25 protein-coding genes are annotated in these 23,684 nt (G+C 66.0%); 9 read left to right on the top strand and 16 right to left on the bottom strand.

The window, feature by feature from the left end; translation table 11 throughout:
* Positions 1-21: 21 nt before the first annotated feature.
* Positions 22-816, top strand: a complete 795-nt coding sequence (locus N2K98_RS01750; RefSeq protein ID WP_255866349.1) for an Fpg/Nei family DNA glycosylase — start codon at positions 22-24, stop codon at positions 814-816.
* A 49-nt stretch (positions 817-865) separates the two neighbouring features.
* Here the strand turns inward: N2K98_RS01750 and N2K98_RS01745 are convergent, their stop codons facing one another.
* The gene (locus tag N2K98_RS01745; RefSeq protein WP_255866350.1) at positions 866-1,732 is read right to left on the bottom strand and encodes a LysR family transcriptional regulator ArgP; all 867 of its coding nucleotides are present in this window, start codon (positions 1,730-1,732) and stop codon (positions 866-868) included.
* Between the two features lie 93 nt (positions 1,733-1,825).
* On the opposite strand from N2K98_RS01745, the gene N2K98_RS01740 reads away from it, so the two are divergent.
* Positions 1,826-2,398 carry a LysE/ArgO family amino acid transporter gene (locus N2K98_RS01740; RefSeq protein ID WP_455423605.1) on the top strand — a complete coding sequence of 191 codons (573 nt, stop codon included), beginning with the start codon at positions 1,826-1,828 and terminating at the stop codon, positions 2,396-2,398.
* Between the two features lie 6 nt (positions 2,399-2,404).
* On the opposite strand, the gene N2K98_RS01735 is transcribed toward N2K98_RS01740, so the two are convergent.
* Genes N2K98_RS01735 through N2K98_RS01720 form a run of 4 tightly spaced genes read right to left on the bottom strand, consistent with a single transcriptional unit; the run spans position 2,405 to position 6,966 of the window.
* Entirely contained in the window at positions 2,405-3,772 is a 1,368-nt protein-coding gene (locus N2K98_RS01735; protein ID WP_255866352.1) for a hypothetical protein, read from the bottom strand.
* A complete protein-coding gene (locus N2K98_RS01730; RefSeq protein ID WP_255866353.1) occupies positions 3,769-4,686 on the bottom strand; it encodes an ABC transporter ATP-binding protein in 918 nt (305 codons plus the stop codon). Before N2K98_RS01730 ends, N2K98_RS01735 begins: the two co-directional genes overlap by 4 nt.
* Positions 4,683-5,816, bottom strand: a complete 1,134-nt coding sequence (locus N2K98_RS01725) for a FecCD family ABC transporter permease (RefSeq protein ID WP_255866354.1) — start codon at positions 5,814-5,816, stop codon at positions 4,683-4,685. The genes N2K98_RS01730 and N2K98_RS01725 overlap by 4 nt, the downstream gene beginning before the upstream one ends.
* A 1-nt stretch (position 5,817) precedes the next feature.
* Entirely contained in the window at positions 5,818-6,966 is a 1,149-nt protein-coding gene (locus N2K98_RS01720) for an ABC transporter substrate-binding protein (RefSeq protein ID WP_255866355.1), read from the bottom strand.
* Between the two features lie 164 nt (positions 6,967-7,130).
* Between N2K98_RS01720 and N2K98_RS01715 the strand changes: the two genes are divergently transcribed.
* Together N2K98_RS01715 and N2K98_RS01710 are read left to right on the top strand one after the other, a co-directional pair.
* Positions 7,131-7,649 (top strand): MarR family winged helix-turn-helix transcriptional regulator, encoded by a 519-nt coding sequence (locus N2K98_RS01715; RefSeq protein WP_255866356.1) that lies wholly within the window; start codon positions 7,131-7,133, stop codon positions 7,647-7,649.
* Between the two features lie 121 nt (positions 7,650-7,770).
* Positions 7,771-8,658 (top strand): serine/threonine-protein kinase, encoded by an 888-nt coding sequence (locus N2K98_RS01710; protein ID WP_255866357.1) that lies wholly within the window; start codon positions 7,771-7,773, stop codon positions 8,656-8,658.
* A gap of 35 nt (positions 8,659-8,693) precedes the next feature.
* On the opposite strand, the gene N2K98_RS01705 is transcribed toward N2K98_RS01710, so the two are convergent.
* The gene (locus N2K98_RS01705) at positions 8,694-10,175 is read right to left on the bottom strand and encodes a SulP family inorganic anion transporter (protein WP_255866389.1); all 1,482 of its coding nucleotides are present in this window, start codon (positions 10,173-10,175) and stop codon (positions 8,694-8,696) included.
* A gap of 202 nt (positions 10,176-10,377) precedes the next feature.
* Between N2K98_RS01705 and N2K98_RS01700 the strand changes: the two genes are divergently transcribed.
* Positions 10,378-11,283, top strand: a complete 906-nt coding sequence (locus N2K98_RS01700) for an RluA family pseudouridine synthase (RefSeq protein WP_255866390.1) — start codon at positions 10,378-10,380, stop codon at positions 11,281-11,283.
* A gap of 10 nt (positions 11,284-11,293) precedes the next feature.
* On the opposite strand, the gene N2K98_RS01695 is transcribed toward N2K98_RS01700, so the two are convergent.
* The 4 genes from N2K98_RS01695 to N2K98_RS01675 form a co-directional block, all read right to left on the bottom strand.
* On the bottom strand, positions 11,294-11,599 hold the full coding sequence (locus tag N2K98_RS01695) for a hypothetical protein (RefSeq protein WP_227924039.1): 306 nt from the start codon (positions 11,597-11,599) through the stop codon (positions 11,294-11,296).
* Positions 11,600-11,727: 128 nt separating this feature from the next.
* Complete coding sequence (locus tag N2K98_RS01690; RefSeq protein ID WP_227924040.1) at positions 11,728-12,177, bottom strand: hypothetical protein; 450 nt, start codon at positions 12,175-12,177, stop codon at positions 11,728-11,730.
* A 1,208-nt stretch (positions 12,178-13,385) separates the two neighbouring features.
* Positions 13,386-14,606: an acyl-CoA dehydrogenase family protein gene (locus N2K98_RS01680; protein WP_255866358.1), complete on the bottom strand. Its 1,221-nt coding sequence runs from the start codon at positions 14,604-14,606 to the stop codon at positions 13,386-13,388.
* 5 nt (positions 14,607-14,611) lie between these two features.
* Positions 14,612-15,385 (bottom strand): SDR family NAD(P)-dependent oxidoreductase, encoded by a 774-nt coding sequence (locus tag N2K98_RS01675; protein WP_227924047.1) that lies wholly within the window; start codon positions 15,383-15,385, stop codon positions 14,612-14,614.
* Between the two features lie 117 nt (positions 15,386-15,502).
* Here N2K98_RS01675 and N2K98_RS01670 point away from each other — a divergent pair, with 117 nt between their 5' ends.
* Positions 15,503-16,633 carry a glycoside hydrolase family 76 protein gene (locus N2K98_RS01670; RefSeq protein WP_255866359.1) on the top strand — a complete coding sequence of 377 codons (1,131 nt, stop codon included), beginning with the start codon at positions 15,503-15,505 and terminating at the stop codon, positions 16,631-16,633.
* 9 nt (positions 16,634-16,642) lie between these two features.
* Here N2K98_RS01670 and N2K98_RS01665 read toward each other — a convergent pair whose 3' ends face one another.
* Both N2K98_RS01665 and N2K98_RS01660 read right to left on the bottom strand, forming a co-directional pair.
* Entirely contained in the window at positions 16,643-17,515 is an 873-nt protein-coding gene (locus N2K98_RS01665; RefSeq protein WP_255798769.1) for a class II glutamine amidotransferase, read from the bottom strand.
* A 74-nt stretch (positions 17,516-17,589) separates the two neighbouring features.
* The gene (locus N2K98_RS01660) at positions 17,590-18,216 is read right to left on the bottom strand and encodes a YdeI/OmpD-associated family protein (protein WP_255866360.1); all 627 of its coding nucleotides are present in this window, start codon (positions 18,214-18,216) and stop codon (positions 17,590-17,592) included.
* Positions 18,217-18,331: 115 nt separating this feature from the next.
* On the opposite strand from N2K98_RS01660, the gene N2K98_RS01655 reads away from it, so the two are divergent.
* The gene (locus N2K98_RS01655; RefSeq protein WP_227924051.1) at positions 18,332-18,871 is read left to right on the top strand and encodes an NUDIX hydrolase family protein; all 540 of its coding nucleotides are present in this window, start codon (positions 18,332-18,334) and stop codon (positions 18,869-18,871) included.
* A gap of 72 nt (positions 18,872-18,943) precedes the next feature.
* Positions 18,944-19,810 (top strand): DUF6707 family protein, encoded by an 867-nt coding sequence (locus N2K98_RS01650; RefSeq protein ID WP_255798767.1) that lies wholly within the window; start codon positions 18,944-18,946, stop codon positions 19,808-19,810.
* Here the strand turns inward: N2K98_RS01650 and N2K98_RS01645 are convergent.
* Entirely contained in the window at positions 19,791-20,837 is a 1,047-nt protein-coding gene (locus N2K98_RS01645) for an FUSC family protein (RefSeq protein ID WP_255866361.1), read from the bottom strand. The two genes, N2K98_RS01650 and N2K98_RS01645, sit on opposite strands and share 20 nt — an antisense overlap.
* Before the next feature lie 189 nt (positions 20,838-21,026).
* Here N2K98_RS01645 and tgt point away from each other — a divergent pair, with 189 nt between their 5' ends.
* Positions 21,027-22,301 carry a tRNA guanosine(34) transglycosylase Tgt gene (gene tgt, locus N2K98_RS01640; protein ID WP_255866362.1) on the top strand — a complete coding sequence of 425 codons (1,275 nt, stop codon included), beginning with the start codon at positions 21,027-21,029 and terminating at the stop codon, positions 22,299-22,301.
* Positions 22,302-22,343: 42 nt separating this feature from the next.
* Here the strand turns inward: tgt and N2K98_RS01635 are convergent, their stop codons facing one another.
* From N2K98_RS01635 to N2K98_RS01625, 3 genes are all read right to left on the bottom strand, one after another.
* Positions 22,344-22,568 (bottom strand): hypothetical protein, encoded by a 225-nt coding sequence (locus tag N2K98_RS01635; RefSeq protein WP_255866363.1) that lies wholly within the window; start codon positions 22,566-22,568, stop codon positions 22,344-22,346.
* Between the two features lie 48 nt (positions 22,569-22,616).
* Positions 22,617-22,820, bottom strand: a complete 204-nt coding sequence (locus tag N2K98_RS01630; RefSeq protein ID WP_255866364.1) for a hypothetical protein — start codon at positions 22,818-22,820, stop codon at positions 22,617-22,619.
* A 101-nt stretch (positions 22,821-22,921) separates the two neighbouring features.
* Positions 22,922-23,656 carry a queuosine precursor transporter gene (locus N2K98_RS01625; protein WP_255798762.1) on the bottom strand — a complete coding sequence of 245 codons (735 nt, stop codon included), beginning with the start codon at positions 23,654-23,656 and terminating at the stop codon, positions 22,922-22,924.
* Positions 23,657-23,684 lie beyond the last annotated feature (28 nt).

The raw sequence follows: 23,684 nt of genomic DNA, 5'->3' as shown, positions 1-23,684 counted from the left end.
TAGTCGATCCGGGGAGGAACCGTGCCTGAAGGCGATACCATCTGGCGGGCAGCGAGGGACCTCAATGCCGTCCTGGCCGGCAAAGAGCTGACCCGGTGCGATATCCGCGTCCCGAAATTCGCCACCACAGATTTCACCGGTTCGGCCGTGCAGGACGTCGTGTCCCGCGGCAAGCATCTGCTGATCCGCGGCGGCGATCCCGTGGACGGCTGGATCCTCCACTCCCACCTCAAAATGGAGGGGCTTTGGCACGTGTACGCCCGCGGCGAGAAGTGGCGGCGGCCGGCGTTCAAGGCCCGCTGCATCCTGGAAACGGACACCCACCAGGTGGTCGGGTTCGACTTGGGGTTCCTCCGGGTGCTGGCTCGCAAGGACGAAGACGACGCCGTCGGCTATCTTGGTCCGGACCTGCTGGGACCGGACTGGGACGCGGATGAGGCGCTGCGCCGAATCTCGGCGCAGCCGGACCGGCCCATCGGCCTGGCACTGCTGGACCAGCGGAACCTCGCCGGCATCGGCAACATCTACCGGTGCGAGCTGTGCTTCCTGGCCGGCATCCACCCGCTGACCCCGGTCTCCGACGTGCCGGATCTGCCGCGGCTGGTGGACCTGTCCAAGCGGCTCCTGGAGGTAAACAAGGCCCGCTCCCGCCGGATCACCACCGGCGCCATGGGCCGGGACCAGCTCTGGGTCTATAACCGGGAACGGCGGGGCTGCCTGCGCTGCGGCACCAAGGTGGCGCATGAGCTGCTCGGCGACAACGAGATGGAAATGCGGGACCTGTATTACTGCCCGCACTGCCAGCCGTTTCCTTAACCGCACTCCTTCTCCACCACGCCAGCCAGCCGCTCCGGTCCCGGCCTCCCTACCTCAGCTGCCGGGCGGCCCGCCGGACGGAGTCACCGATGCGGTGCAGCCGTTCCGAGTCCAGCTTCCAGGCCTGCCAGTACAGCAGGACGTCCCGGTGTGCCTGCTCGTCGAGCAGCACCAACGTCCCGTCCTTGAGCCCGTTGCCCAGTTGCAGTTCCGGGAGCATGCCCCAGCCCAGCCCTGCACGGACCGCCGCCACGAAGGCCTCCGAGGAGGGGATAGTGTGCCGTGGCGGTCCTCCGTCGACGCCGCGCGTCTGCAGGAACCGGCGCTGCAGATCGTCCTTGGCATTGAACTGAACCACCGGCATGGCTGCCCACTCGATGCCATCCCCACGCGTGAAGCGCTGCTGCAGGTCCGGCGTCGCCACCGGGAGATAGCGCATGGCACCCAGCGCCTCGACCCTGCAGCCGTTGACCGGTGTTGGGTCGGCGGTGACGGCGCCGATGACGTCTCCCTGGCGCAACAGCTGCGCACTGTGGTCCTGGTCTTCCATCTGCAGGTCCAGGGTGCTGTCCGTCCACTCGGCTGCTTCGGAGAGGACGGGTAGAAACCACGTGGCGAGGGAGTCCGCATTGACGGCCACCGGCGTCGTCGTCCGCGGGGACGTGCCGCCGGAGAGCGCGGAACGGGCTTCCCCCTCCAGCAGCTGCACCTGCCGCGCCATGCGCAGCAGGACCGCGCCTGCATCCGTCGGCGTGCAGGGCACCCCGCGGCGGACGACAACCTGGCCCACGGAGCTTTCCAGCGCCTTGATGCGCTGGCTTACCGCGGACGGGCTGATGTGCAGCCGGTCCGCCGCCGCTTCGAAGGTTCCCTCGTCGACGACGGCGGCCAGCGCACGGAGATGCTCGAAGTTCATGAAGCAAACCTAATGCATCCTTCAAATGATTCGTTTGTCTGAACCGATCCAGCTGGTTACCGTCGAGGGATGTTGAGTATTTGGGTAACCGGAATGGTCACCGGCCTCGGACTGATCGTGGCCATCGGAGCGCAGAATGCTTTCGTCCTGCGGCAGGGGCTGCGGCGCGAGCACATCGGCGTGGTGGTGGCCCTGTGCATCGTCAGCGACGCCCTGTTGATCCTGGGCGGCACCGCCGGGATCGGGGCATTGGTGTCCCGGTTCCCGGCGGTCCTGGAAATCCTGCGCTGGGCCGGTGCCGCCTATCTCGCCTGGTGGGGCATCCGATCGCTGATCTCCGCCGCCAAGCCGTCGGTGCTGGAAGCACAAGCACCGAGGGCGAAGGGCACCGTCATCCTGACCACGCTCGCCCTGACCTTCCTGAACCCGCATGTCTATCTCGATACCGTGGTGCTCCTGGGCAGCCTGGCGAACCACTACGGTTCCGACACACGCTGGATTTTCGCGGCCGGCGCCGTGCTCGGAAGCGTGCTCTGGTTTACGGCGCTGGGCTACGGTGCGCGCAGCTTATCCACGGTGCTGAACCGGCCGCGTACCTGGCAGATTGTGGACCTGCTGATCGGCGTCGTTATGCTGGTCCTCGCCGTCCGGCTCGTGGCCGGCTGACTCGGGCTAAGCCACCGCTGCATGCGTGGCCGTCACCCAGCGCAGCAGCGAGTACAGCAGCTGGGATGCACCGGGCATAAAGCCGGATCCGTGGTGGTAGACCGGGTCCATCGTGGTCACCAGCAGGCGGGCGGGCTGGTTCACTTCGTCCACGTACAGCAGCGAGCCCGACTCGGCGCCGTCCTCTTCCATCACCACCAGCGAACGGGCGCCGGGGCGCGGGTGCAGCAGACCGTGGTGATGCCAGGAGACGGACCACCGGGTGAGGAATTCCCACATCGGATCCTCCGGCAGCCGCAGCCGGGTGCCGTTGTCCTCGCCGGTGCGCCACATCCAGAACACCGTGGGGCGGAAACTGTAGCCGACCCCGGGCAGCCACTGTTCAACCTTGTTCTCGCCGAGCACGATCACGGTTTTGGCCGGGTCCTGCAGTGCCGCCAGGATCGCCGGAACAAAGCGGGCGAGCTGCCCCTGGTGCAGCCGGTCGCTGACAATCACCACGTCCAGGTCCGCGAGTACGGCCGGATCGGCGTCCGGCAGGTAGACGGATTCCAGCCGGTACGGTGCCAGGGCCGGGTCGGCCAGGGTCCGCAGGGGCGGGAACGTGCCGCAGTGCAGCAGCCCGATCCGCGGGGCTGCCTGCCCCGCTGCGCGAGCGGCTCCGGGCGGGCGGGTGCCGGCGGCGGCTGCCGGTACTGCCGGTACTGCCGGCTTCAGCTCAACTGTGTCCTGCACTCCGCCTTCCAGCCACTGCACCAGGTTCGGTCCCAGCACGCGGGTCGAATACTGATCGTCGCTGAAGCTCTCCAGGTCATTGCCGCCGTGGACGAGCACTGCCCCGTTCCCCAAGGTGTAGCTGTAGTCCAGCGGGAGCCGGTACTGGCCGATGCCGGTCACCACGGTCGCATTCTCGGGCAGGTCCAGGTGATAGCCGCGGCCGTAGAAACCGGCGACGCCGATCTCCTCCAACCGCTCGTAGCTGTGGGTTCCGGGCACCCCGGTGCGGTAGTGCAGGTCCCGGTAGTCAATGCCTGCCCACACCGGATGCGGAGAGACCGGATGCGGCCGGACATCCTGCGCGCCGCGGAATTCCAGCTCCCGCCAGACCGCCAGCCCGTCGATGAACGGCTTCACCACCTGCCCGTTGACCAGCACCCGGCCGCCGGCGCGGACGAAGCCGGTGAGCGCTTCGCGGTGCCTGCCCAGCAGGAGATGGTCTACGCCGCCGCCGATCACCAGGGCGTCGGCCGAGAGGATCCGGGCGCGGGCGGCGTCGTCGTCGAGGTCGTAGGCGTCCACCTCCTCGAAGGCGCCGCGCCAGGTGGTATCGGTCTGGCCAAGCATCGGCGTTCCGCCGATCAAGCGGATAATCACGGGTGTTCCTTTCCGAAAGGGATTCGTATTTCCACCGGAGTCGGCGCTGGAGCGGGTGCCCCAACGGCGCCGGGCACCGGGCAGGCGCGGCAGGACGGGCCGAAATCCGGCACGGCGATTACGCGGTCGCCGGATTCCGTGCCCACGGTGGGGGTACAGATCGGCAGCCCGTAGACCTCTGAGAGGGCGGGACCGGTGAGCAGCTCCTCGGTGGGACCCCAGCGGACGTCATGGCTGCCGACAAACAGCAGTGCGTTGCGGGACACGTGCAGCGCGTGGTCAGGATGATGAGTGGTCATGATGACGCCCATACCCTCCGCTGCCAGTCCGCTGAGCACGCTCAGCACGCGGGACTGGTTGTTCAGGTCCAGCGCAGAAGCCGGTTCGTCCAGGACGAGCAGTTCGCAGCCGGAGGCCACGGCCCGGGCAATCAGCACCAGCTGCCGCTGCCCGCCGGAGAGGGTGGAATAGTCGCGTCCGGCCCAGGCGGCCACGCCTACCCGTTCCATGGCCGCATCGGCGGCGGCGTGGTCCTCAGGGCGGGGAGTCTGATAGGCACGCAGGTGCCGGGTGCAGCCCATCAACACCATGTCGGCCACGGTGAAGGACGGGCCTGCGCCGTGGTCCTGGGGCACGTACCCGATGCCCGGCGCACCGTGAACCGTTCCCTCACGCGGGGAAAGCAGCCCGGAGAGGCACTTGAGCAGCGTGGTTTTACCTCGGGCGTTGGGACCCAGGATGGACAGGATCTCCCCGCGTTCCAAGGAAAAGCCGAGGTTCCGGAAGAGCCACGGGCGCAGCCGGGAATAACGGAAACCGAGGTCGGTGGCCTGCATCAGGGGCGCGGAGCCAGCGGCCGGACTGCCCGCCACCGGATCAGCGGGAACCGTACGGGACAGGGATGCGACGGTCATGAGAGCTCGGCTTTCTTCTGCGAACGGGCCAGCAGCACCACGAAGACGGGGGCGCCGATGATGGCGGTCAAGATGCCCAGCGGCAGTTCACTGCTGCTGATGGAACGGCTGAGGGTGTCGATGAGCATCAGGTAGGTGCCGCCCAGCAGCAGCGACGCCGGCAGCAGGATCCGGTGGTCCGGACCTACCCAGAGCCGGGCGAGGTGCGGAACCACCAGTCCCACCCAGCCGACGGCCCCGGCTACGGCCACGGTGCCGGCGGTCATCAGGGCCACGGCACACAACAGCACCACCCGGGAGCGCTGCGGGTTCACGCCCAGCGCGGCGGCGTCGTCGTCCCCCAGGGACAACACATTCAGGCGCCAGCGCAGGGCGAGGACTATCGCCGCGCCGATAGCCACCGGGACCAGTGCGGTGAGCACCTTGTCATAGCTGGCTGCGGCAATGGACCCCAGCAGCCAGTGCACAATCGAGGGCAGTTCTGAATACGGATCGGCCAGGTAGGTCATGAAGGAGACCAATGCGTTGAAGAACGCCGCCACCACAATCCCGCCCAGGACGATCATCAGCATGGCGTTGTCCCGTCCGCCCAGCCGGCCAAGCAGCAGGACGCCGGCGAGTGCGGCCAGCCCGAAGCCGAACGCACCGCCGACCATCCAGCCGCCGGACAGCCCGAGGGTCAGCACCAGCACGCCGCCGAAGGAGGCACCGGCCGTGACGCCGATAATGTCGGGGCTGACCAGCGGGTTGCGGAACAGCGCCTGCAGGCACGCGCCGCCGAGCGAGAGCGCGCCGCCCACGAGGAAGGCGAGCAGCACGCGCGGCAGCCGCACATCCAGGACCACGGTGGCTTCCTGCTCGGTCCAGGTCCGGCGGAGCATCCCTTCTCCGCCGAAGAGTGCGGTGACTTCGTTGAACAGGATGCGCAGGATTTCATTCGGCGGCACCCAGTACCGGCCGGCGGCCATGGAAACCAGGGCCACCGCACACAGGATCAGCACGCAGAGCGGCAGGATCAGCCGGCGGCGCGCCGACGACGGCGGGGCACCGGCCGACGACGGCTGGGCACCGGCCGACGACGGCGAGCCGGCGGCGCGGGCGGGTGCAGCCGCGCTATGAGAAGCCGCCATCTCAGCCACGGAAGACGTCGTAGCCAACGCTGGAGCCGTTCAGGTCCAGCCGCAGGGCGGCATCAATCTGTGCTTCGCTCACGTCGTACCCGTAGAGGTAGGCAATCTTTTCCTTCATGGCGGTGCGCAGGGTGTTCTTGGTGCGGCCGGGATGGAACACCTCGGCCGCCCACTGCCACATCAGCGGCGATTCGGCGCAGGGAACCTCCCAGCGGTACCCGCCCAGCGGCGCCTTGTAGACCCGGCGGTTTTTGACGGCAGACACGGAGGCCAGGGACGGATCCGCGTAAACCTCGGCCGGGGTGCGGGTATCGAAACCTCCCAGCGTGATGACTTCGGGATCCCACTCGATCAGCTGCTCGGCGCTGACCACGTTCTCGGCCGAAAGGTTCTCCGCCGCCATGTTCTGCCCGCCGGCCAGCTCCATCCAGTAGTGCATGTAGGAGGACTTGTTGGAGGCCGAATAGCCGTCGCCGGACTGGCCGAGGTGGACCACCCGCACAGTCTTGGAAACACCGGCGAGCTCATCCTCCAGCCGCGCGATTTCAGCATGCATCCAGTCCACAATTTCGGTGCCGCGCTCGGGCTTGCCGAGGATGGTGGAGAACAGGGACACCCAGGTTTCCAGGTACTCCTGCGTTCCGTAGAGCAGGCAGATTGTTTTGAAGCCTGCGTTTTCCAGCGGCTCCACAAGCCCGTCGCCCTGGTCCGCCCACTGGAACACCACGTCGGGTTCCAGTTTGGTGATGGTCTCGATGTTGGGAGTGAAGCTCGACGGCGAGATGGTGGTGGTGGTTTTCGATTCCGGGAACATCTCTCCGAACAGGCCCTGCCGGTTTGCCTGCAGAGTGGATTCGTTGATGCCCACGATCTTGCCGTACCCGCCGTCCACCGCAGCCAGCATGGAAGGAGAGGGGATGACCGTGGTGGCGATTTTCTGCACCGGGCCATCGAAGGAAACCTCGACGCCGCGCATGTCAGTGACGGTGAAACCACCGGATCCTGCTGCATTCCCTGCCGCGGCCACGGTGTCGCGGCTGGAGCAGGCCCCCAGCGCCAACGCCAGGAAGCCGAGCCCGGCTCCGCCCAGGATGTTGCGGCGCGAGAGTCCGGATTTCGGACCGGACGGGGAGATTTCAGGTGCAGTCAAGGACGTTCCTATCGCAGGCGAGAGGTAAGGATTACCTAAGCGGACACCTACATCTGACCACAGCCAAAGAGATTAGAGCACGTTTTTATGCCCTAATTGCGGTGTGAAATGCATCGCATCGATTCCTAGCTGCCCCACCTTTCAGCAAGGCTAGGATTGGCGGAATGGATACTCCTCAGCAGCCCTCAGGGCAGGACGGCTATTGGTACGGCCCCGATCCGGAGCATCCAAAAGCCCGCGCCGTACTGGATGCAGTGCGCAGTTACCGCGCCGCTGAAACACTGGTCCGCCGACGCATCCAGGACGCCATGGGGATGAACGAAAACGACCTCCTGGCCATGCGCTGCCTGATGCAGGCCCGGCAGGCCGGCGGCAGCCTCGGCCCCAAGGACCTGAGCAGGCTCCTTGGCATCTCCACCGCCTCCACCACCGCACTTATCGACCGGCTGGAACGCGGCGGATACGTACGACGGCGCGCCCGCCCCAACGACCGCCGCGCCTGGGAGATCGTCCCAACCGACACATCGGACACCGACGTCCGCCAGACCGTGGGGGATATGCACCAGCGCATGATGCAGGCCGCCGCAGAGCTGTCGCCGCAGGAAGCCGAGATTGTCATTTCCTTTATGGACCGCCTGCGTTCCGCCCTGGAGGACCCGAGCCCGGACCCAGGGCAGCGTTAACCCCGTCCTATTTGTCGACCTAACCAGACATTCCCCGCCCGGAGGCTGGACTCAACTGCGCGCCCACCCTATTGTTAGCCGAACTATTCACTAGGGAAACTAGCTAATACGCGGGAGCGGCATGGACGGATACCGACCAACAAGAAGCGCTCCACCACCTGCCTCGGACGCCTCGGGATTTAGCGCCCACATCCTCATCGACGGACGGTTCTGCCTGGATGAGCCCATCGGGCACGGCACCGCTGCCTACGTCTGGCGTGCCACGGACCTTTCCTCCCTGCAGAAGGTGGCCGTCAAGATCTTTTCCGCACCGCTCGGACACGCACCTCAGGGGCATGAAGCCGTCAGGGAAGCGGCCGCACTGCGAGCCGTCGAAAATCTGCACGTGGTTCGGATGATTTCCACGGGCACCATCAGCCACCCTGACACCGGTGTGCAGACGCCGTACCTGGTTCTGGAACTGGTGCGGGGCGCCGATCTGCGGCACAGCCTCCCCGGCGTACTGGAGCCTGTGGACACAGCACGACTCGGGGCCGAGCTGGCCGCCGGGCTGGCGGGCGTGCACGCTGCGGGGTACATCCACCGGGACGTGAAACCCTCGAACATCCTGGTGGATCCTGCAACCGGCCACGCCAAGATTACCGATCTGGGTATCGCCGTCAGCGTCCACAGGGTCGGAGATAAGGAACCGTCCTACGGGAGCCTGCCCTACATGAGTCCCGAGCAGCTGCGGTGCGCACCCCTGACCTCCGCCTCGGACATTTACTCGCTGGGACTTGTCCTGCTCGAATGCCTGACGGGAGTCCGCGCCTTCGACCTGCCGCAGGGCGACTCCACGGCGGCCCGGACACTCCGCGGACCGGAGATCCCGCCCGCGCTCCCCGCCGCCTGGCGGTCGCTGCTGTCCGCCATGACTTCCCTCTCTCCGCGCGAACGCCCGAGCGCCAAGCAGTGCCGGCTGGCGCTGGCATCCCTGCAGCACCAGCACGCCCACACCGCCGCTGCCTGAACACGGATGTCCGCCCGCACGGACGACGCCGGCCGCTAGGGCAGCTTTCCGGCCATCCGCTCGCGCATCAGACCGCTGGCCTCATTCAGCCCGGTGATCTGAACCTCGGTTCCGCGCCGCCGATACTTCTCCGTCACGGCGTCGAGCGCTGCCACGGTTGACGCGTCCCAGACGTGGGAACCACTGAGGTCAATGACCACCTTCGCGGGATCCAGGACGTACTCGAACTGGGAGTACAGATCATTCGAGGAGGCGAAGAACAGCTCACCGTTCACCGTGTAGACCGCGGTGGCATCGGCGTCGTTCCCGGTGACCGTCCGGTCCACGGTGACGAAGTGCGCCACCCTGCGCGCGAACAGCACCATGGCCACCAGCACGCCGACGCCGACGCCGCTGGCCAGGTTGTGGGTCCAGACGGTCACGGCCACGGTGGCCAGCATGACGGCGGTTTCGCTCTTGGGCATCATCTTCAGCGTGGACGGGCGGATGCTGTGCCAGTCGAAGCTGGTGACGGCCACGAAGATCATCACGGCCACGAGGGCTGCCATCGGAATCAGGGCCACCACGTCTCCGAGGACAACCACCAGGAGGAGCAGGAAAACCCCGGCCAGGAACGTGGAAATCCGGGTTCGGGCACCGGAGCCCTTCACATTGATCATGGTCTGGCCGATCATCGCGCAGCCGCCCATGCCGCCGAAGAACCCCGTGATGAGGTTGGCTGCACCCTGGCCCCAGGCTTCGCGGGTCTTATTGGAACGGGTGTCGGTGACGTCATCCACCAGCTTGGCCGTCATGAGCGATTCCAGCAGCCCCACAAAGGCCACGGCCAGTGCGTAGGGAAAGACCACCTGCAGGGTGTCGAGGCTGAAGGGCACGTCGGGCAGCAGCAGCGACGGCAGGCTGTCCGGCAGTTCGCCTTTGTCCCCCACCGTCGGCACGGCAAGGGAGGAGAACACCGTAATGGCTGTCAGGACCACGATGGCCACCAGCGACGCCGGCACCGCCGCCGTGAGCCGGGGCAGGCCGAAAACGATCAACAGCCCAAGCGCCACGAGCGGATAGACCAGCCAGGGCACCCCCAGCAGTTCGGGCATTTGGGCAACGAAGATCAGGATGGCCAGTGCGTTGACGAAGCCGACCATGACCTGGCGCGGAATGAAGCGCAGAAGCTTCGCCACGCCAAGCAGTGCCAGCAGCACCTGGAAGACGCCGGCCAGCAGCACGGCGGCAATCATGTACTCCACGCCGTGGGATGCCACCAGCGGGGCAATCACCAGGGCCACAGCGCCGGTGGCCGCGGAAATCATGGCCGGACGGCCGCCGAGGAAGGCGATGGAGACGGCCATGGTGAAGGCCGAAAACAGGCCGATCCGCGGGTCCACCCCGGCAATGACCGAGAAGGCCAAGGCCTCGGGGATGAGCGCAAGGGCCACCACCAGTCCGGCCAGGACCTCGGTCTTGAGCAGTTTCGGCGAACGCAGGGTACGCAGGACGGACTGGCGCTCCTCCGGCGTCAGGGCCGGCGTCGTCGTCTTGGGCGGTACCGGCGTCGGCTCCGTCTGGTCAGAAGGAGGAAGAACTGGTTTGGTGGCCACCGGGCTCCGTTTCGGATGGGGATTCTGCGGCAGGATCTGCCGGGTTTCGAGATGGGCGGGCCTGTTTCTACCCAGAACAGCCAAGCCCAATTTAAGCCCGCACGCGCGATATCCTGAAACCGTGATGCAGTCCCCGCTTCCCGTGCGCAACGGAGTCAATGCCACCCGCCTGCGCCTTCCCGGAGAAGGACCGTGGGACACCGCCATGGACTACGTGCTTGAACGGTTCGGGCATGTGGATCCGGACGGAATCGTGGAACGGTTCGAACGCGGTGAAGTAGTCGGTATGGGCGGCATTCCACTGACCGCAGCCACGCCCCTGACCGAGCACACCTTCATCTGGTACTACCGCGAGCTTCCGCCGGAAGAGCGCATCCCGGTGGAGATCGGCATCCTGCACCAGGACGAGGACCTGCTGGTGGTGGACAAGCCGCATTTCCTGCCGACGACGCCGGGCGGCATGTACGTGGCCGAGTCGGCCCTGGTGCGGCTGCGGGTCCAATTGGGAATTCCGGATCTGATTCCCATGCACCGTCTGGACCGCATGACCGCCGGTGTGCTGCTGTTCTCCACCAACCCCGGGACCCGGGGCAAGTACCAGACCCTCTTTGAGAAGCGCCGGATCAGCAAGGAGTACGAGGCCGTGGCTCCGGTCCGGGAGGACCTCGAACTGCCGCGGATTGTCCGCAGCCGGATGATCAAATCCCGCACTTACCTGCTGGCCCAGGAAGTCGAGGGCGAGCCCAATGCGGAGACCCGGATTGAGCTGCTGGAGAGCAGCGGCGGGCTGGGCCGGTACCGGCTGCTGCCGCACACGGGGAAGACCCATCAGCTGCGGGTGCACATGGCGTCGCAGGGCATCGGCATCCTGAATGATTCGTTCTACCCGGAGTTGCTGCCACAGGCGCCGGACGACTATTCCCGCCCCCTGCAGCTGCTGGCGCGTTCCGTGCAGTTTACCGATCCGCTGACCCGCCAGCCGGTGGAGTACCGCAGCCGGCTTTCCCTGGACGCTTTTCCCGCCGCCTAGGGCCGTCCTTTTAGAGCACGGTCCAGCGTCCGCGCATCCGCCGGAGCACACGCAGGTCCTGCCCGTTCGCTACTTCTTCCACCGCGGCCCGCATGTTGATGGCGGCGCGGCGGGCCCGTGAATTTTCCACCGACCACTCGTCATCCGGGACGGTGAAACGCAGCGTGATCCGCGGGACCCCGGAGACTATGTCGAGCTGGTTGGCTTCCACATGGTGGGCGGCCCCCAGGGCGGCGACGGCCGTTTCCATGACCGCCTCGGGCGGGTTGCCCGGCTTCAGTCCGAGAATATTCAACTGGACGCGGAAGGAAGGCATGAATCAACCCTAGTGCTGATCGGTGCGTTGCCGGTGCCGGCACTCAGAGTCCCGCCGGGCAAGGCAAAGGGCCCGGCAGCAGTCCGTAGACCGTGCTGCCGGACCCCGTGGCGAAATGTGCTGCCGGACTAGACGTCGTCCGGGTTGAAGTTGGCAAGCGGGTCTCCGCCGCGGTGCGCGGGATCGTCGCTTGCGTCTTCTTCTTCGCCTGCCAGCGGGTCGCCGAAGTCGACGTCGTTGGCTGCCTCGCCGATGGTCGGCGCTTCCGGCGGAATCTGCGTATCGCCGTTCAGGAAGCGCTCTTCGGCGGTGTCGTCGCGGAGGGTCTGATCGGAGAGTTCACCGGGTTCGTTCAACGGTGCTTCTTCGCGGATCAGCGGGTCTTCCTGCCAGTTATCCGGGTTGTCTTCTGCTGCTCCGGGGTACGTGAGGTCTTCAGCGTCCACCAGCTCGTCCTGCTCCAGCAGCTCGTCTTCGGACACCACCGTCAGCTCGTCCGGTGTGGCCACAGCGGCTACGTCGTCGGCGAGAACCGGATCGTCGCCCAGCTCGGGATCGGGAATGCTCTGCTCGGTCATAAACCATGCCTTTCACGTCCGGTAAACCGGGCCGCCGTTGCTACGGCCCATTTAGTAAGCCTACTGATCCTGAGGATGGCATGCCACCCGACGGGTCCCACCGACCCATGATGGCCCCGCCGTCAGCGCGAAGTGCAATCCTCGAACCGAGGAAATCGTGGTGATGGGAGACAAGGTGGATCGCCCGGAAGCAGCCTCCCGGGTACCTTCGCCGAGGATTTTCGCGCTGTCATGCCTGACCCGGCTGCAGCTGCGCGACAACCAGCAAATGCTGTACCTCAGCGACCCGTCCGGGGGCCTGCAGCGACCTCAGCGACCCGTCCGACGGCCTGCAGTTCTCGGGACGGACCACCAACCCTCTGGCCCGATTCCGTCCGGCAAGCTAGCTCCCTCTGCGCCGGGCCGGGCAACCACCCTGCTTGGGAAACCCTGCGGTTTGGGGAAAACCCTGCGGTTTGTGGCAATCCCTGCGCCGCGCAACGCAGGGATCCGGACAAACTGCAGGGATCCGGACAAACCGGAGGGAAACGCCCGGAAACAGCCTGCGGCACAGCCACTTCACCACCCAGGCCTGGGACCTTTGCTTGCCAGCTCCCCCTTCGGCCGAGCAGCGGCCACGCGGTTTCCGCCCGGTTTGTGAATCTGCTGCCGGTTAGGGAAATTGCTCCGCTTTGCAGTGGCAGGGATTTCCCAAACCGGTCGGTTTCTCCCATAACGGAACAAAACCGGCTTACCCCGGGGGCAATCTTGCAGGCCAAACACGCGAGCTAGCCGGTTCATCGCTCAGCACGGCTCCTTTAAGCCCTCCCGCGTCCGCCGAGGCAGGGGCAGCGGCGACGGCTTCCCGCGGACGGCGACATGGGGCGGCGAAGGGCGCTCGCCGGAAGGCGGCACGCGGAGCTCCCCCAGTGGCCTACCCCGCAGGCGGAAACCCTGCAGTTTGTGGCAATCCCTGCGCCGCGCAACGCGGGGATCCGGACAAACCGCAGGGATCCGGACAAACCGGAGGGGGCTGGACTGGCTCCGGAGGGAAACGCGCCGGAGGGGCCTGGAGGAAGGCGGCTTTAATATTTCCCGCGAGCTCTGCGAGCGCGGAAATTTCGTTGCCGCCGTTCCAGGCCCCGTAGGGGCCGGCTTCGTTGCCGCCGTTCCAGGCCCCGCAGGGCCACCCAGAAGGGCCACCCAGCAGAGGCCCCCAGCGAGCAGCCCTAACGCAGCGCAGACACCCCGGTGATGTCCCGCCCGACAATCAGCGTGTTGATCTCATAGGTGCCTTCGTACGTGTAGATGGCCTCGGCATCGGCGAAGATCTTGGCCATCCGGTAGTCGGTGACAATCCCGTTGCCGCCCAGGATGCTGCGGCCCAGGGCCACGCTTTCACGCATCTTGGCGCTGGCGTAGGACTTCGCCAGGGCAGCCCGTGCCATATCTCCGGGGGCTGCACCGGCGGCGGGCGCTCCGTTACCCGGTACGGGGTAGCCCCCGTGTTCGAGCTCGGTGACCCGGGCCAGCATTCCGGTGCTGGCCACCGCATTACCGAGGATCTGCACCAGCTGCTGTTGGATCAGCTGGAAGGCTGCCAGCGGGCGGCCGAACTGCAGGCGTTCGACGGCGTAGGCACGGGCGACGTCGAACGTGGCCAGCTGCGCTCCCACCGCCTGCCAGCCGACCATGATCCGCGAGCCCTGCAGCAGCTGCTTGGTGTCGTCGAAGCTTTCCACTCCGGCGAGCAGGTCCGCGGCGGGAACCCGGACGTCCGTCAGCACTATGTCCGCATTCTGCACGGTGCGCAGTGCTGTCTTGTTCTCGATCCGGGTCCGGGTTACTCCGGGCAGGTTCGCGTCGAGCAGGAAACCCCGGGTGTGTCCGGTTTCCGGCTCCCGGGCCCACAGGACCATGTAGTCGCAGAAAGTGCCGTTGCCGATCCAGCGTTTGGCGCCGTTGAGCACCCAGGTGTCGCCGTCGCGCACTGCGGTGGTGGACATGCCGCCGGCAACATCGGAACCGTGTTCCGGCTCGGTCAGTGCGAAGGCACCGGTAATCCGCAGCGCACGGGCGTCGTCGAGCAGCCGGGATTTCTGCTCCTCGGAGCCGAAGATGTGCAGCGCTTCGACAAACAGGTCGTGGTGGACCATGAAGAATGTGGCGAGCGAGGTGTCGGCGCGGGTCATTTCCGCGATCACCAGACCGGCGAACAGCGGCGAGTATCCCTGCTGGACAGGCGTGGAAAGTTCCAGCTGTGCCAGCTTCGGCAGGAGGTCGGAAGGGAAACGCGCCTCGTTCCACCAGTCCACGGCGTGCGGCAGCACTTCCTCGGCGAGGAAGCGCCGCAGTTCGGCAAGCTTGGTTTTCTCGGTGTCGCTGAGCAGGTCTTCGAAACCGTAGAAATCAGCGTCGGGCAGTTGGTGCAGTGGTGCGGGGGTACTCATCAAGGTCAGCGCGGTCCCATCCGGATGGCGCCGTCCAAGCGGATCGTCTCGCCGTTAAGCATCTGGTTTTCAATGATGTGGGCGGCAAGGGACGCGTATTCCGTGGCCCGGCCCAGGCGCGAAGGGTGCGGCACCTGCGCGGCCAGGGAATCCTGGGCGGCCTGCGGCAGTCCCGCCATCATGGGTGTTTCGAAGATGCCCGGCGCGATGGTGACCACCCGGATCAGGTGGCGGGCCAGCTCACGCGCCAGCGGGAGCGTCATCGCGGCCACGCCGCCCTTGGACGCCGAGTAGGCGGGCTGGCCGATCTGGCCGTCAAAGGCGGCAACGGAGGCTGTGTTGATGATGACGCCGCGTTCCTCGGTGCCGTTGGCGGTGACCGGATCCGTTTCGGCCATGGCAGCGGCGGCGAGCCGGGTGACGTTGAAGGTGCCGATCAGGTTCACGCTGACCACACGGGCGAAGTCCTCCAGCGGAAGGACGCCGTCGCGGCCCAGTACCTTCCCCGGTGTAGCAATGCCCGCGCAGTTCACGGCCACCCGGAGCGGTCCTGCAGCCATGGCTGCTTCGACGGCGGCCTGCATCTGTTCCGGGTTGGTTACGTCGCCGGGCACGAACCGGGCGTTGTCCCCCAGTTCCGCTGCATAGGCAAGGCCTTCGGACTGCGGCAGGTCCACCAACACAACGGAGGCGCCGGCGTCGTACAGCCTCCGCGCCGTCGCCCGCCCGAGTCCGGACGCTCCCCCTGTGACTATGGCCGATGCGCCTGCGATGTCCATGCGTTCCTCCTGGCAGATTTACTCGCCGGCAGTGTCGTCTATGTCACACCGGCAGTATCCGAGCCTACTGTGCGTTGGCCGGTGCCGCATCTTCGGCGGCTGGCATAGGGTTGGCGCATGCTTTATGAGGATTCCGCCTTGGACGCCGACGACCGCGCGGAGACTGCCGCCCGCACCGTGAGCGCTGCATTTGGCCGTTCGTTGGCCGGGTTGCCCGGGACCCATCTGGCGGCCACCAGCCATCCGGCTTCCCGGCTGCAGCAGCTGCGCCAGCCCTGGCATTACTGGTGGCAGGCACACTATCTCGATGCCCTGATCGACGCCGGCCTGCGCGAACGCCGCACCGGCACGCCGTTCCGCGGACCGGAGCATCCCTCGGCTGCGGACCTGGCACCGGCGCTGGTCCGGACCATCGGGCTGCGGAACCGGATGCACTACACCAACCGTTTCTACGACGACATGGCGTGGCTGGCCCTGGCGGTCGGCCGGCTGAACTCTTTGTCCGGAGCGCGGGACCGGCAGCGTCCCTACCGGAAAATCCTCTCCGCCCTGAATGCAGCGCTGGAGTCCGCCCACACCCCGGAACTGGGCGGCGGCATCTTCTGGAACAAGGACCGTAACTTCAAGAACACCCCGGCCACCGCTCCCGCTGCCCTGCATTTTGTCCGCACCGGATCACGGGACCGGGCACAGCAGCTGGTGGATTGGCTCAACGCCACCGTGCTGGATCCGAAAACCGGACTATATCTGGACGGGGTCAAGGTGGTCCGGGGCCGTCCACAGCTGGAGCGCACCGTATTCACGTACAACCAGGGGCCTGCCCTGGGTGCCCTGCTCGAGCTCGGCGGCAGTGCCAATCTCACCCGCGCTGAGGAACTGGTGCGCGCCGTCGACACCCACCTGACCGACGACGGCGGCACCTCGCGTGTGCTGCGCACCCACGGCACCGGCGACGGCGGGCTATTCACGGGAATCCTGGCGCGGTACCTGGCCCAGGCCGCCGTGTCCCCCGCCCTGCCGGAACCTTCCCGGCGGACGGCTGCCGCCCTGGTGGAAGCTACGGCGCAGGCCCTGTGGGAGGGGCGCAGCAAACGGGCAGACTGGATCCTCTTCTCCGCCAAGCCGCTGGAACCGGCCGCCGTGTCCTACCCGGGCGGCACCGCCGTCGGGCTTTCCACCCAGCTGCAAGCCTGGATGGTCCTGGAAGCGTCGGCGCGGGTGCAGCGGGCCGGGGCGGACCTCACCTGAGGCACAGCGTCAACCCGTCTTGAGCGGGTGCTGCGACGCCGCCGCTGCCGGGTCCAGGTCCGCCAGCGTGATCAGGTGCTGCGGGTGCTGCGGGAGCGGAAACGTGCGCCGGACATTGAGTTCGCTGTCCACATGCAGCATTTCGCCGGAGTCCAGCAGCCGCCAATTAGGGTTGGCGTCCATCTTTTCGGTGGCCACCAGGACTTCCGGCCGCTTCTCCTGGCGTATCTGGTCGCTGTGGACACTGATCCGGTTGCTCCGCTTCTCCCCCACCGGACCCCGCGGCCCCTGCTGCAGGACGTACAGCGGATGGGTGTCCGGGTAGCGTACGGCCCACAGGTCGGTGGCGGTGGTGAGGATGATGTTCACCGCGTACAGCCGCAGGTTCTGCGCTATCCAGGTCAGCGTGGACGCGATGGCTGCGGAAACGTCGCCGCCGTTCACCCTCGCTGCGCCGGTGATCAGCGCGAAGACCCGTTCACTGTCCGTTTCGCCCTTGACCAGGTGGTACATCTCCAGCTGGCGCAGCCGGTCATCGAGCTTGTCCAGATCCTCCACCACCCCGTTGTGGGCCAGGAGACGGCTGTCCTGCTCGAAGGGGTGCGTGTTGACATCCGTGTCCCCGCCGGTGCTGGCGTAGCGCACGTGCGCCAGGAAGGTGGTGCTTTCCAGGTCCCGGGCCTCCTGGGCGTACTGCACATCCTCATACGCAGCGATGGGCGCTTTATCGACCACCGGGCTGCCGTCAGGAGTGAAGGTGCCGATCCCGAAGCCGTCCGCTTCCTTATGGCTCTGCCGGGCCAGGCTGTCCGGGGCCGTAAGGAGCCAGAACGTAGCCCGGACCGGGTCCTTCCCGGCATGCATACCAAAGAGTCGGCACATGTGGACCTCCTGGGGCGGGATTCTGACGGACGGACAGGTTTCCGGGGAAATCGTGGCAGCCGACCCGGCTGCGACTAGTCCTTCGGCGTCCCCTCAACCGCCGGCGGAAGCGACGGCTTCCGTTTCTGCGGGTAGGGGGCGCGGTGTTCGCTGAGCATCTGCACATAGTCTGCGATCCGGCGCTCGCGGGCCGCCTGCGTCTTGAGGCCTTTAAGCCGGAAGTACATGGCGAACCGGTTCTGCGACGTCAGCACGTCGAACATTTCCTGGGCTGCGGGAACGGCGGCGATGGCCGCGCGCAGGTCCTCCGGGATTTCCGCTGTTGCCGATCCGGAGTAGGCGGCATCCCAGCGGCCGTCCACCTTGGCGCTGAGCACGGCGTCCCGGCCGGCCGGATGCATTCTGCCTTCCGCTTCCAGCCGGTTGATGTAGCCGACGTTCCGCAGCGACCAGATGCTGCGCGGACCGCGCGGCTGAAACCGCTGCAGGTAGCTTTCCTCGTCGCGCCGGTCGGCCTGGGCATCGATCCAGCCGAAGCAGAGCGCTTCGTCGAGGGCCTCGCGGTACGTCAACCGGGTGACGTTTCCGCCCTTCTTCCCCAGCACCAGACGGACGCCGCCGGATAACCCGTAATTTTGCTCCAGCCACTCCCGCCAGGCCCCGGCATCCGGCAGGAGAAGCTCCGGGAGGTCCCGTGTCATAGCCCAAGTCTAGGGAAGCACCTGCCGGGCTGAAAGGGTCCGGGCCGGTTCAGCCGATGGCCGAAGCGTAGCGTGCCGTGTGACTGGCACGGCACCTTTGAGGTAGAACACTGCTATGAACGTTCGTACTCCTGACCCGTATCCAGGCTGGCTCTCCGAGGAAGATCTCTACGAGGCCCGGCAGCGTCTGCCCATGGTTTACGTCGAGGCCGTGCCCGTGCGGTGTGACCCGCTGGGCTATGTCACCGAAGTTGGGCTGCTGCTGCAGGCGACCCCGGAAGGGCAGATGGTGCGTTCCTTCGTTTCGGGCCGGGTGCTGTACCGCGAAACCATCCGGGGCGCCCTGCTGCGCAACCTGGAGAAGGATCTCGGGCCGATGGCGCTGCCGCAGCTGCCGCCCACCCTGGTGCCGTTCGCCGTCGCCGAGTACTTCCCCTCCCCCTCGCAGAGCGGGCTGACGGATGAACGCCAGCATGCCGTGGCGCTTGCCTATCTGATTCCCGTGACCGGTGAGTGCAATCCCCGCCAGGATGCACTGGAACTGTCATGGCTGACTCCGGATGAGGCACTCAGCCCCGCGATCTACGCCGAATTTTCGGGCGGCCGCGGGGACCTGCTGCGCCAGGCACTGGCCTCGGCCGGCTGGGGACGCTGACAAGGGCGCCGCTGACAAGCTTTATATACTGGAGGTTCTGGGGAGCCGAGGTCCAACCACGAAGGAATCGTCATGTCTGAGAGCCTGCCGGAAACGTACGCGTTCCGGGTCAATGCGGAACTGCTTGCCCCCGGACAGATCCTTGTCCCGGGTGAGGGTGCTGCAGAACCTCTGGCTCCGGTAGCCGGAACCAGCGTGGAGGCCGATGATTTCGGTGTTCCGGCGCTGGTCATCGCGAAATTGGATGACGGAACCTCGCTCCGGCTGGCCTACGGATCCGCTGTCCGGGTTCAGGCTCCGGCTCCCGAGGGCGCGCCGTCGGACGCCGTTCGGCAGGTGCCTTCGGAGGAAGACAACGCGGCCGAAATCATTGCCGACGCCGCTGCCGCCCACCCGGAAAACTCCGCCGTACAGGAGATTGCCGCGCGTTTGGAGCGTGGTTTGAACGTGAAATCGGGCAGTCATCTGCAGGATGTCCGAGATTTGGCGCACATTCTCTTCATCGATCTGGGCGACGCCGAAAATGCCCTGAAGGTCTGCAACGTCATCACCGGGCTTCCCTTTGATGGGAACTTCGGCCGGTGGAACTGGATCCAGGGCGCCTTGGCCCTCGCGGCGCACATCACCCATGAGGCCGGGGATGCCGAAAGTGCGGCGGCGTACAGCCATGCCGTGCGTGCGGCGGATACTTCCGAGACGGACCCGATGAAGGCCAAGCTGGCCGCCGAGCTGCTGCAGCGGCAGTTGAACGAACCCAACCTGTACGACCGCGAGATTCACCGGGCTGCCGAGGCCGGAAAAGACGCCAGCGAGCGGGAGTGGCGGATCCTGCGCCTGAACGCCCTGCTCTACCTGCGCTCCCACGGCGGTTCCCAGACGCTGTCCGACGCCGAGCTGGACCGGCGCATCCGCACCGAGCTTATTGCCGTCCGCGGCTAGCGGACTCCCGCTGCCGGTGCAGCTGCTTCTGCCGTAGATGTACGGCTCCCACCACGGCCATGCCGACGACGGCGCCGATCAGCGTTTCGATGCCGCGGTCCCGGAGCAGTTCCAACGGGTTGCTCGGGTGGGCCAGCTCGGTGCTGACCAGCGCCAGCGGCGTGACCACCACCTGGGCCAGCGCGTATTGCCGGGCAATGAACATTTCGGCCCCGAACTGGCAGGCGGCAATGACCAGGACCATCTGCCAGGGCTCCAGGCCCGGAAGCAGGATCAGCGCTGTCAGCAAGAGGCCGCCGAACGTGCCCAGGATGCGCTGCAGGCCGCGGTGGACCCGGTGCCGCACTGTTGCGCCGATCAGGGGAACCGTCGCGGCGACCATAGCCCAGTAGTTGTGGCCGAGTCCCAGCAGGGTCGCGATGGAGCCTGCCAGCACTGCCGCCACCGCATACTGCAGTCCGTCAATGTAGATGATGCGGCGCTGGGCCGGCGTGAACTCCAGCCGTTCGGGCGGCTTCCATGGCGTGCGGTACTTCTGCACGAGCATCCCGGACAGGCCCAGCAGGATGGAGAACGCCACCGTTAGGACGGCCGCAAGCATCCCCTGCCAGAGCGGGGGCTGGTTCGGGACCGAAGAGATCGCGGCGAAGGCGAAGATGTGGAACAGGGAGCCCACGGGGCGCAGCCGCCAAAAGCCAGTGGCTATGGTCCCCAGCCCGGCGACCGCCGTCGTGCCGATGACGGTTCCCCAGTCATCCAGGTCCAGCCGTGCACACAGCGCTGCGGCCAGGATGACGGCCAGCATAAGTGTCCCCGCGCGGACCTGATGGCCCAGCCGCTGGCGGTGCGGTTCATTCCTGCCGTAGATCCCGGTGAAGGCACCGAAAGTCGCGAAAATGGCGAGGTCGATCCGCCCCAGGAAAAGCACGAGGAAAAGCGGCCCCCCCAGGCCGATGGCGCACCGGATGGCCGCGTGGTGGTCATTGTTCGCCGGAGCGATCTTGAACATTTCCTGCAGGTGCGTCAACGCTGGTGACCTCTGCCTTTCGGGCCGTAGGCATAGGAGGAATGCGGGGATGTTCCGGCGGCTGGAGGCCGGCTTGAATTCCGCCCATCCAACCTATCCCCGGCAAAGCACAGGGCTGAATAAATGTGGTGTATCTCGCAGCAGGAACACTCGGCGGAAGGCGGGCGCCGGGTAGGGCAAAATGGAGGAGTGTCTTCCTCAGCCTTTTCCTTCACCCTCGGTAAGCGCCTGCGCGATACCGCCCCTGCAGCGGCCGAACGGCGAGTCGAGGCGAACGGCGGCGGCTTTCAGGGCCGCACCGGCACCATCTCCACGCCCCACGGCGAGATCGCCACTCCGGCATTCATCGCGGTAGGCACCAAGGCCACGGTCAAGGCCGTGCTGCCCGAGTCGGTCGCGGAGCTTGGCGCCCAGGCCGTGCTGGCGAATGCCTATCACCTGTACCTGCAGCCCGGCCCGGATATCCTCGACGAGGCCGGCGGTCTGGGGAAGTTCATGAACTGGTCCGGCCCCACCTTCACAGACTCCGGCGGCTTCCAGGTCATGAGCCTGGGTGCGGGGTTCAAGAAGGTCATCAACATGAATGCCGACGGGACGACGCATGCCACGGGAGCGGACGACGACGTCGCGCCCGGCAAGGAGCGCCTGGCGCATATTGACGACGACGGCGTCTGGTTCAAGTCCCATCTCAACGGGGACAAGCACCGCTTCAGCCCGGAAATTTCGATGCAGGTGCAGCACAAAATCGGCGCCGACATCATGTTTGCCTTTGATGAGCTGACCACGCTCATGAATTCGCGCGGGTATCAGGAAATGTCCTTGGAACGCACCCGCCTCTGGGCGCTGCGGTGCCTTGCCGAGCACCAGCGGCTCACCGAGGAACGCGCAGACAAGCCCTACCAGGCACTGTTCGGCGTGCTGCAGGGTGCGCAGTACGAAGACCTGCGGCGTAAGGCGGCCCGGGATCTCGGTGCCATGGACTTTGACGGCTTCGGCCTGGGCGGCGCGTTTGAAAAGGAAAACCTCGGCACCATTGTCCGGTGGTGCACGGAGGAGCTTCCGGAGAATAAGCCCCGGCACCTGTTGGGCATTTCAGAGCCGGATGACATTTTCACCGCCATCGAAAACGGTGCCGACACCTTCGACTGCGTTTCTCCGACCCGGGTGGCCAGGAATTCTGCGTTCTACACGCCGTACGGCCGCAAGAACCTGTCCAATGCCAAGTTCAAGCGGGACTTCGGGCCGTTGGTGGACGGCTGCGATTGCTATACCTGCACCAACTACACCCGTGCCTACATCCAGCACCTGTTCAAGTCCAACGAAATGGTCAGCCACACGCTGATTTCCATTCACAATGAACGCTTCACCGTGAAGCTCGTTGACGACGCCCGGCTGTCCATCGACGACGGTACGTTCTTCGACTTCAAGGCGGAGGTCCTGGGCAAGTACTACAGCGGTAGGTAGCTGCGCAGCGCCCTACCGCCGTAGTACTTGCCTGCAGACTCCCTAGTTCCAGGTCCGCGGCAGCGGTTCGTTCTGCTGGTCGTCCGGTTCTCCGGTGACGTTCTGCTCTTCGGCAGTGGGATCTTCCGGGCCTCCGGTGGGTGAGCCGTCTGCGTGCCCGGCCTGCTGCTGTCCGGCCTCTTCGTCGCCCGGTTCCGGCGGATCTACAATCTGGAGCTGTGCTTCGGCCTTGGTTTCGTTGTGTTCGAAATCTTTGTCCTCGGGCACACTGTCCTCCTGTTGTGTATCGAGTGGATTCTGCAGAGAGCCGAGCTGCTAGGAATTGTCCGGCTTAGCCTGGGTCGATTCATCCTCTTCCAAGGCGGGCTGCGCATCGCGTTCTTCGTCTCCGGGGCTCGAATCCTTCTCCTGGGCGTCGTCGATCATCGCCTTGGTGACTTGATCGTTGAATTCCTCCGCGGTTCCGGCAAGATTTTCATCTACTGCCTTGGCACCGGGGTTCGGGACTGGATTGCTCATGTTTGTCTCCTGCCGTACTGGGGATGTGAAACGCTGGCGTTCCCCCACCTTTGCACACCTGGGCAGGGATTTCGCCCGGTGACCTGACGGGCATCCCGCCCCTACGCCGCGACAGGCTCCAGCTCAGCCGGCACGTAGCTGGGTTCGCGCTTCTTGATGACCCGGATGACCAGCGCGGTGACCGGCACAAAAAGGTACTCGATGAGCGTCTTGTAGAGGAAGCCGAACAGGACGTAGTTGAAGAACCCGCCGGCGTCGGTAATCCCGATGACCGGAGCCGCAATGGCGCAGAAGATCAGGGTGTCCGCAAACTCCCCCACACCGGTGGAGACCATCAGCCGCCCGGCCAGCGCCTTCTCGCGGAACCGCTCCTTCATTCGCACCAGCACCATTGAGTTCAGCAGCTGGCCGGCCAGGAACCCCAGCAGGCTCGCAAGCACAATCTGCCAGACCGGACCGAGTGCCACTTCCAGTGCAGCCTGCTTCTCCAGCCCGTAGGCATCCGTGAATCCAGGCAGGGCAATGATTACTGCGAAACTCGCGACGGCGAGAAGTGCCATTGCAAAGCCGGTGAAGATGGCCCGACGGGCTGCTTTGAAGCCGTAAACCTCGCTGACCACGTCCCCGAGGATGTACGCGAGCGGAAAGAGGAAGAACCCGCCGTCGGTGACAATGTCCCAGCCGCCGGGAAGGGAAAACTGCACGCCCTTGGTGGCGCCGATATTCGAAATGACGATGACCACGCACATCAGGGTGAGGATCAGGTCGTACTGCGAGCTCCCGCGGGAGGCATAAGTTGCAGCAGTTTTCACAGCTGCCCGTGGCTGTGCATCCATGGCATTTCCGTTCCGGTAGTGGTTCGCC

It is taken from the genome of Arthrobacter jinronghuae, assembly GCF_025244825.1.
Classification (GTDB): domain Bacteria; phylum Actinomycetota; class Actinomycetes; order Actinomycetales; family Micrococcaceae; genus Arthrobacter_B; species Arthrobacter_B jinronghuae.
The sequence above is the reverse complement of the archived record's forward strand: the minus strand, read 5'-3'. Positions and strand labels throughout refer to the sequence as shown.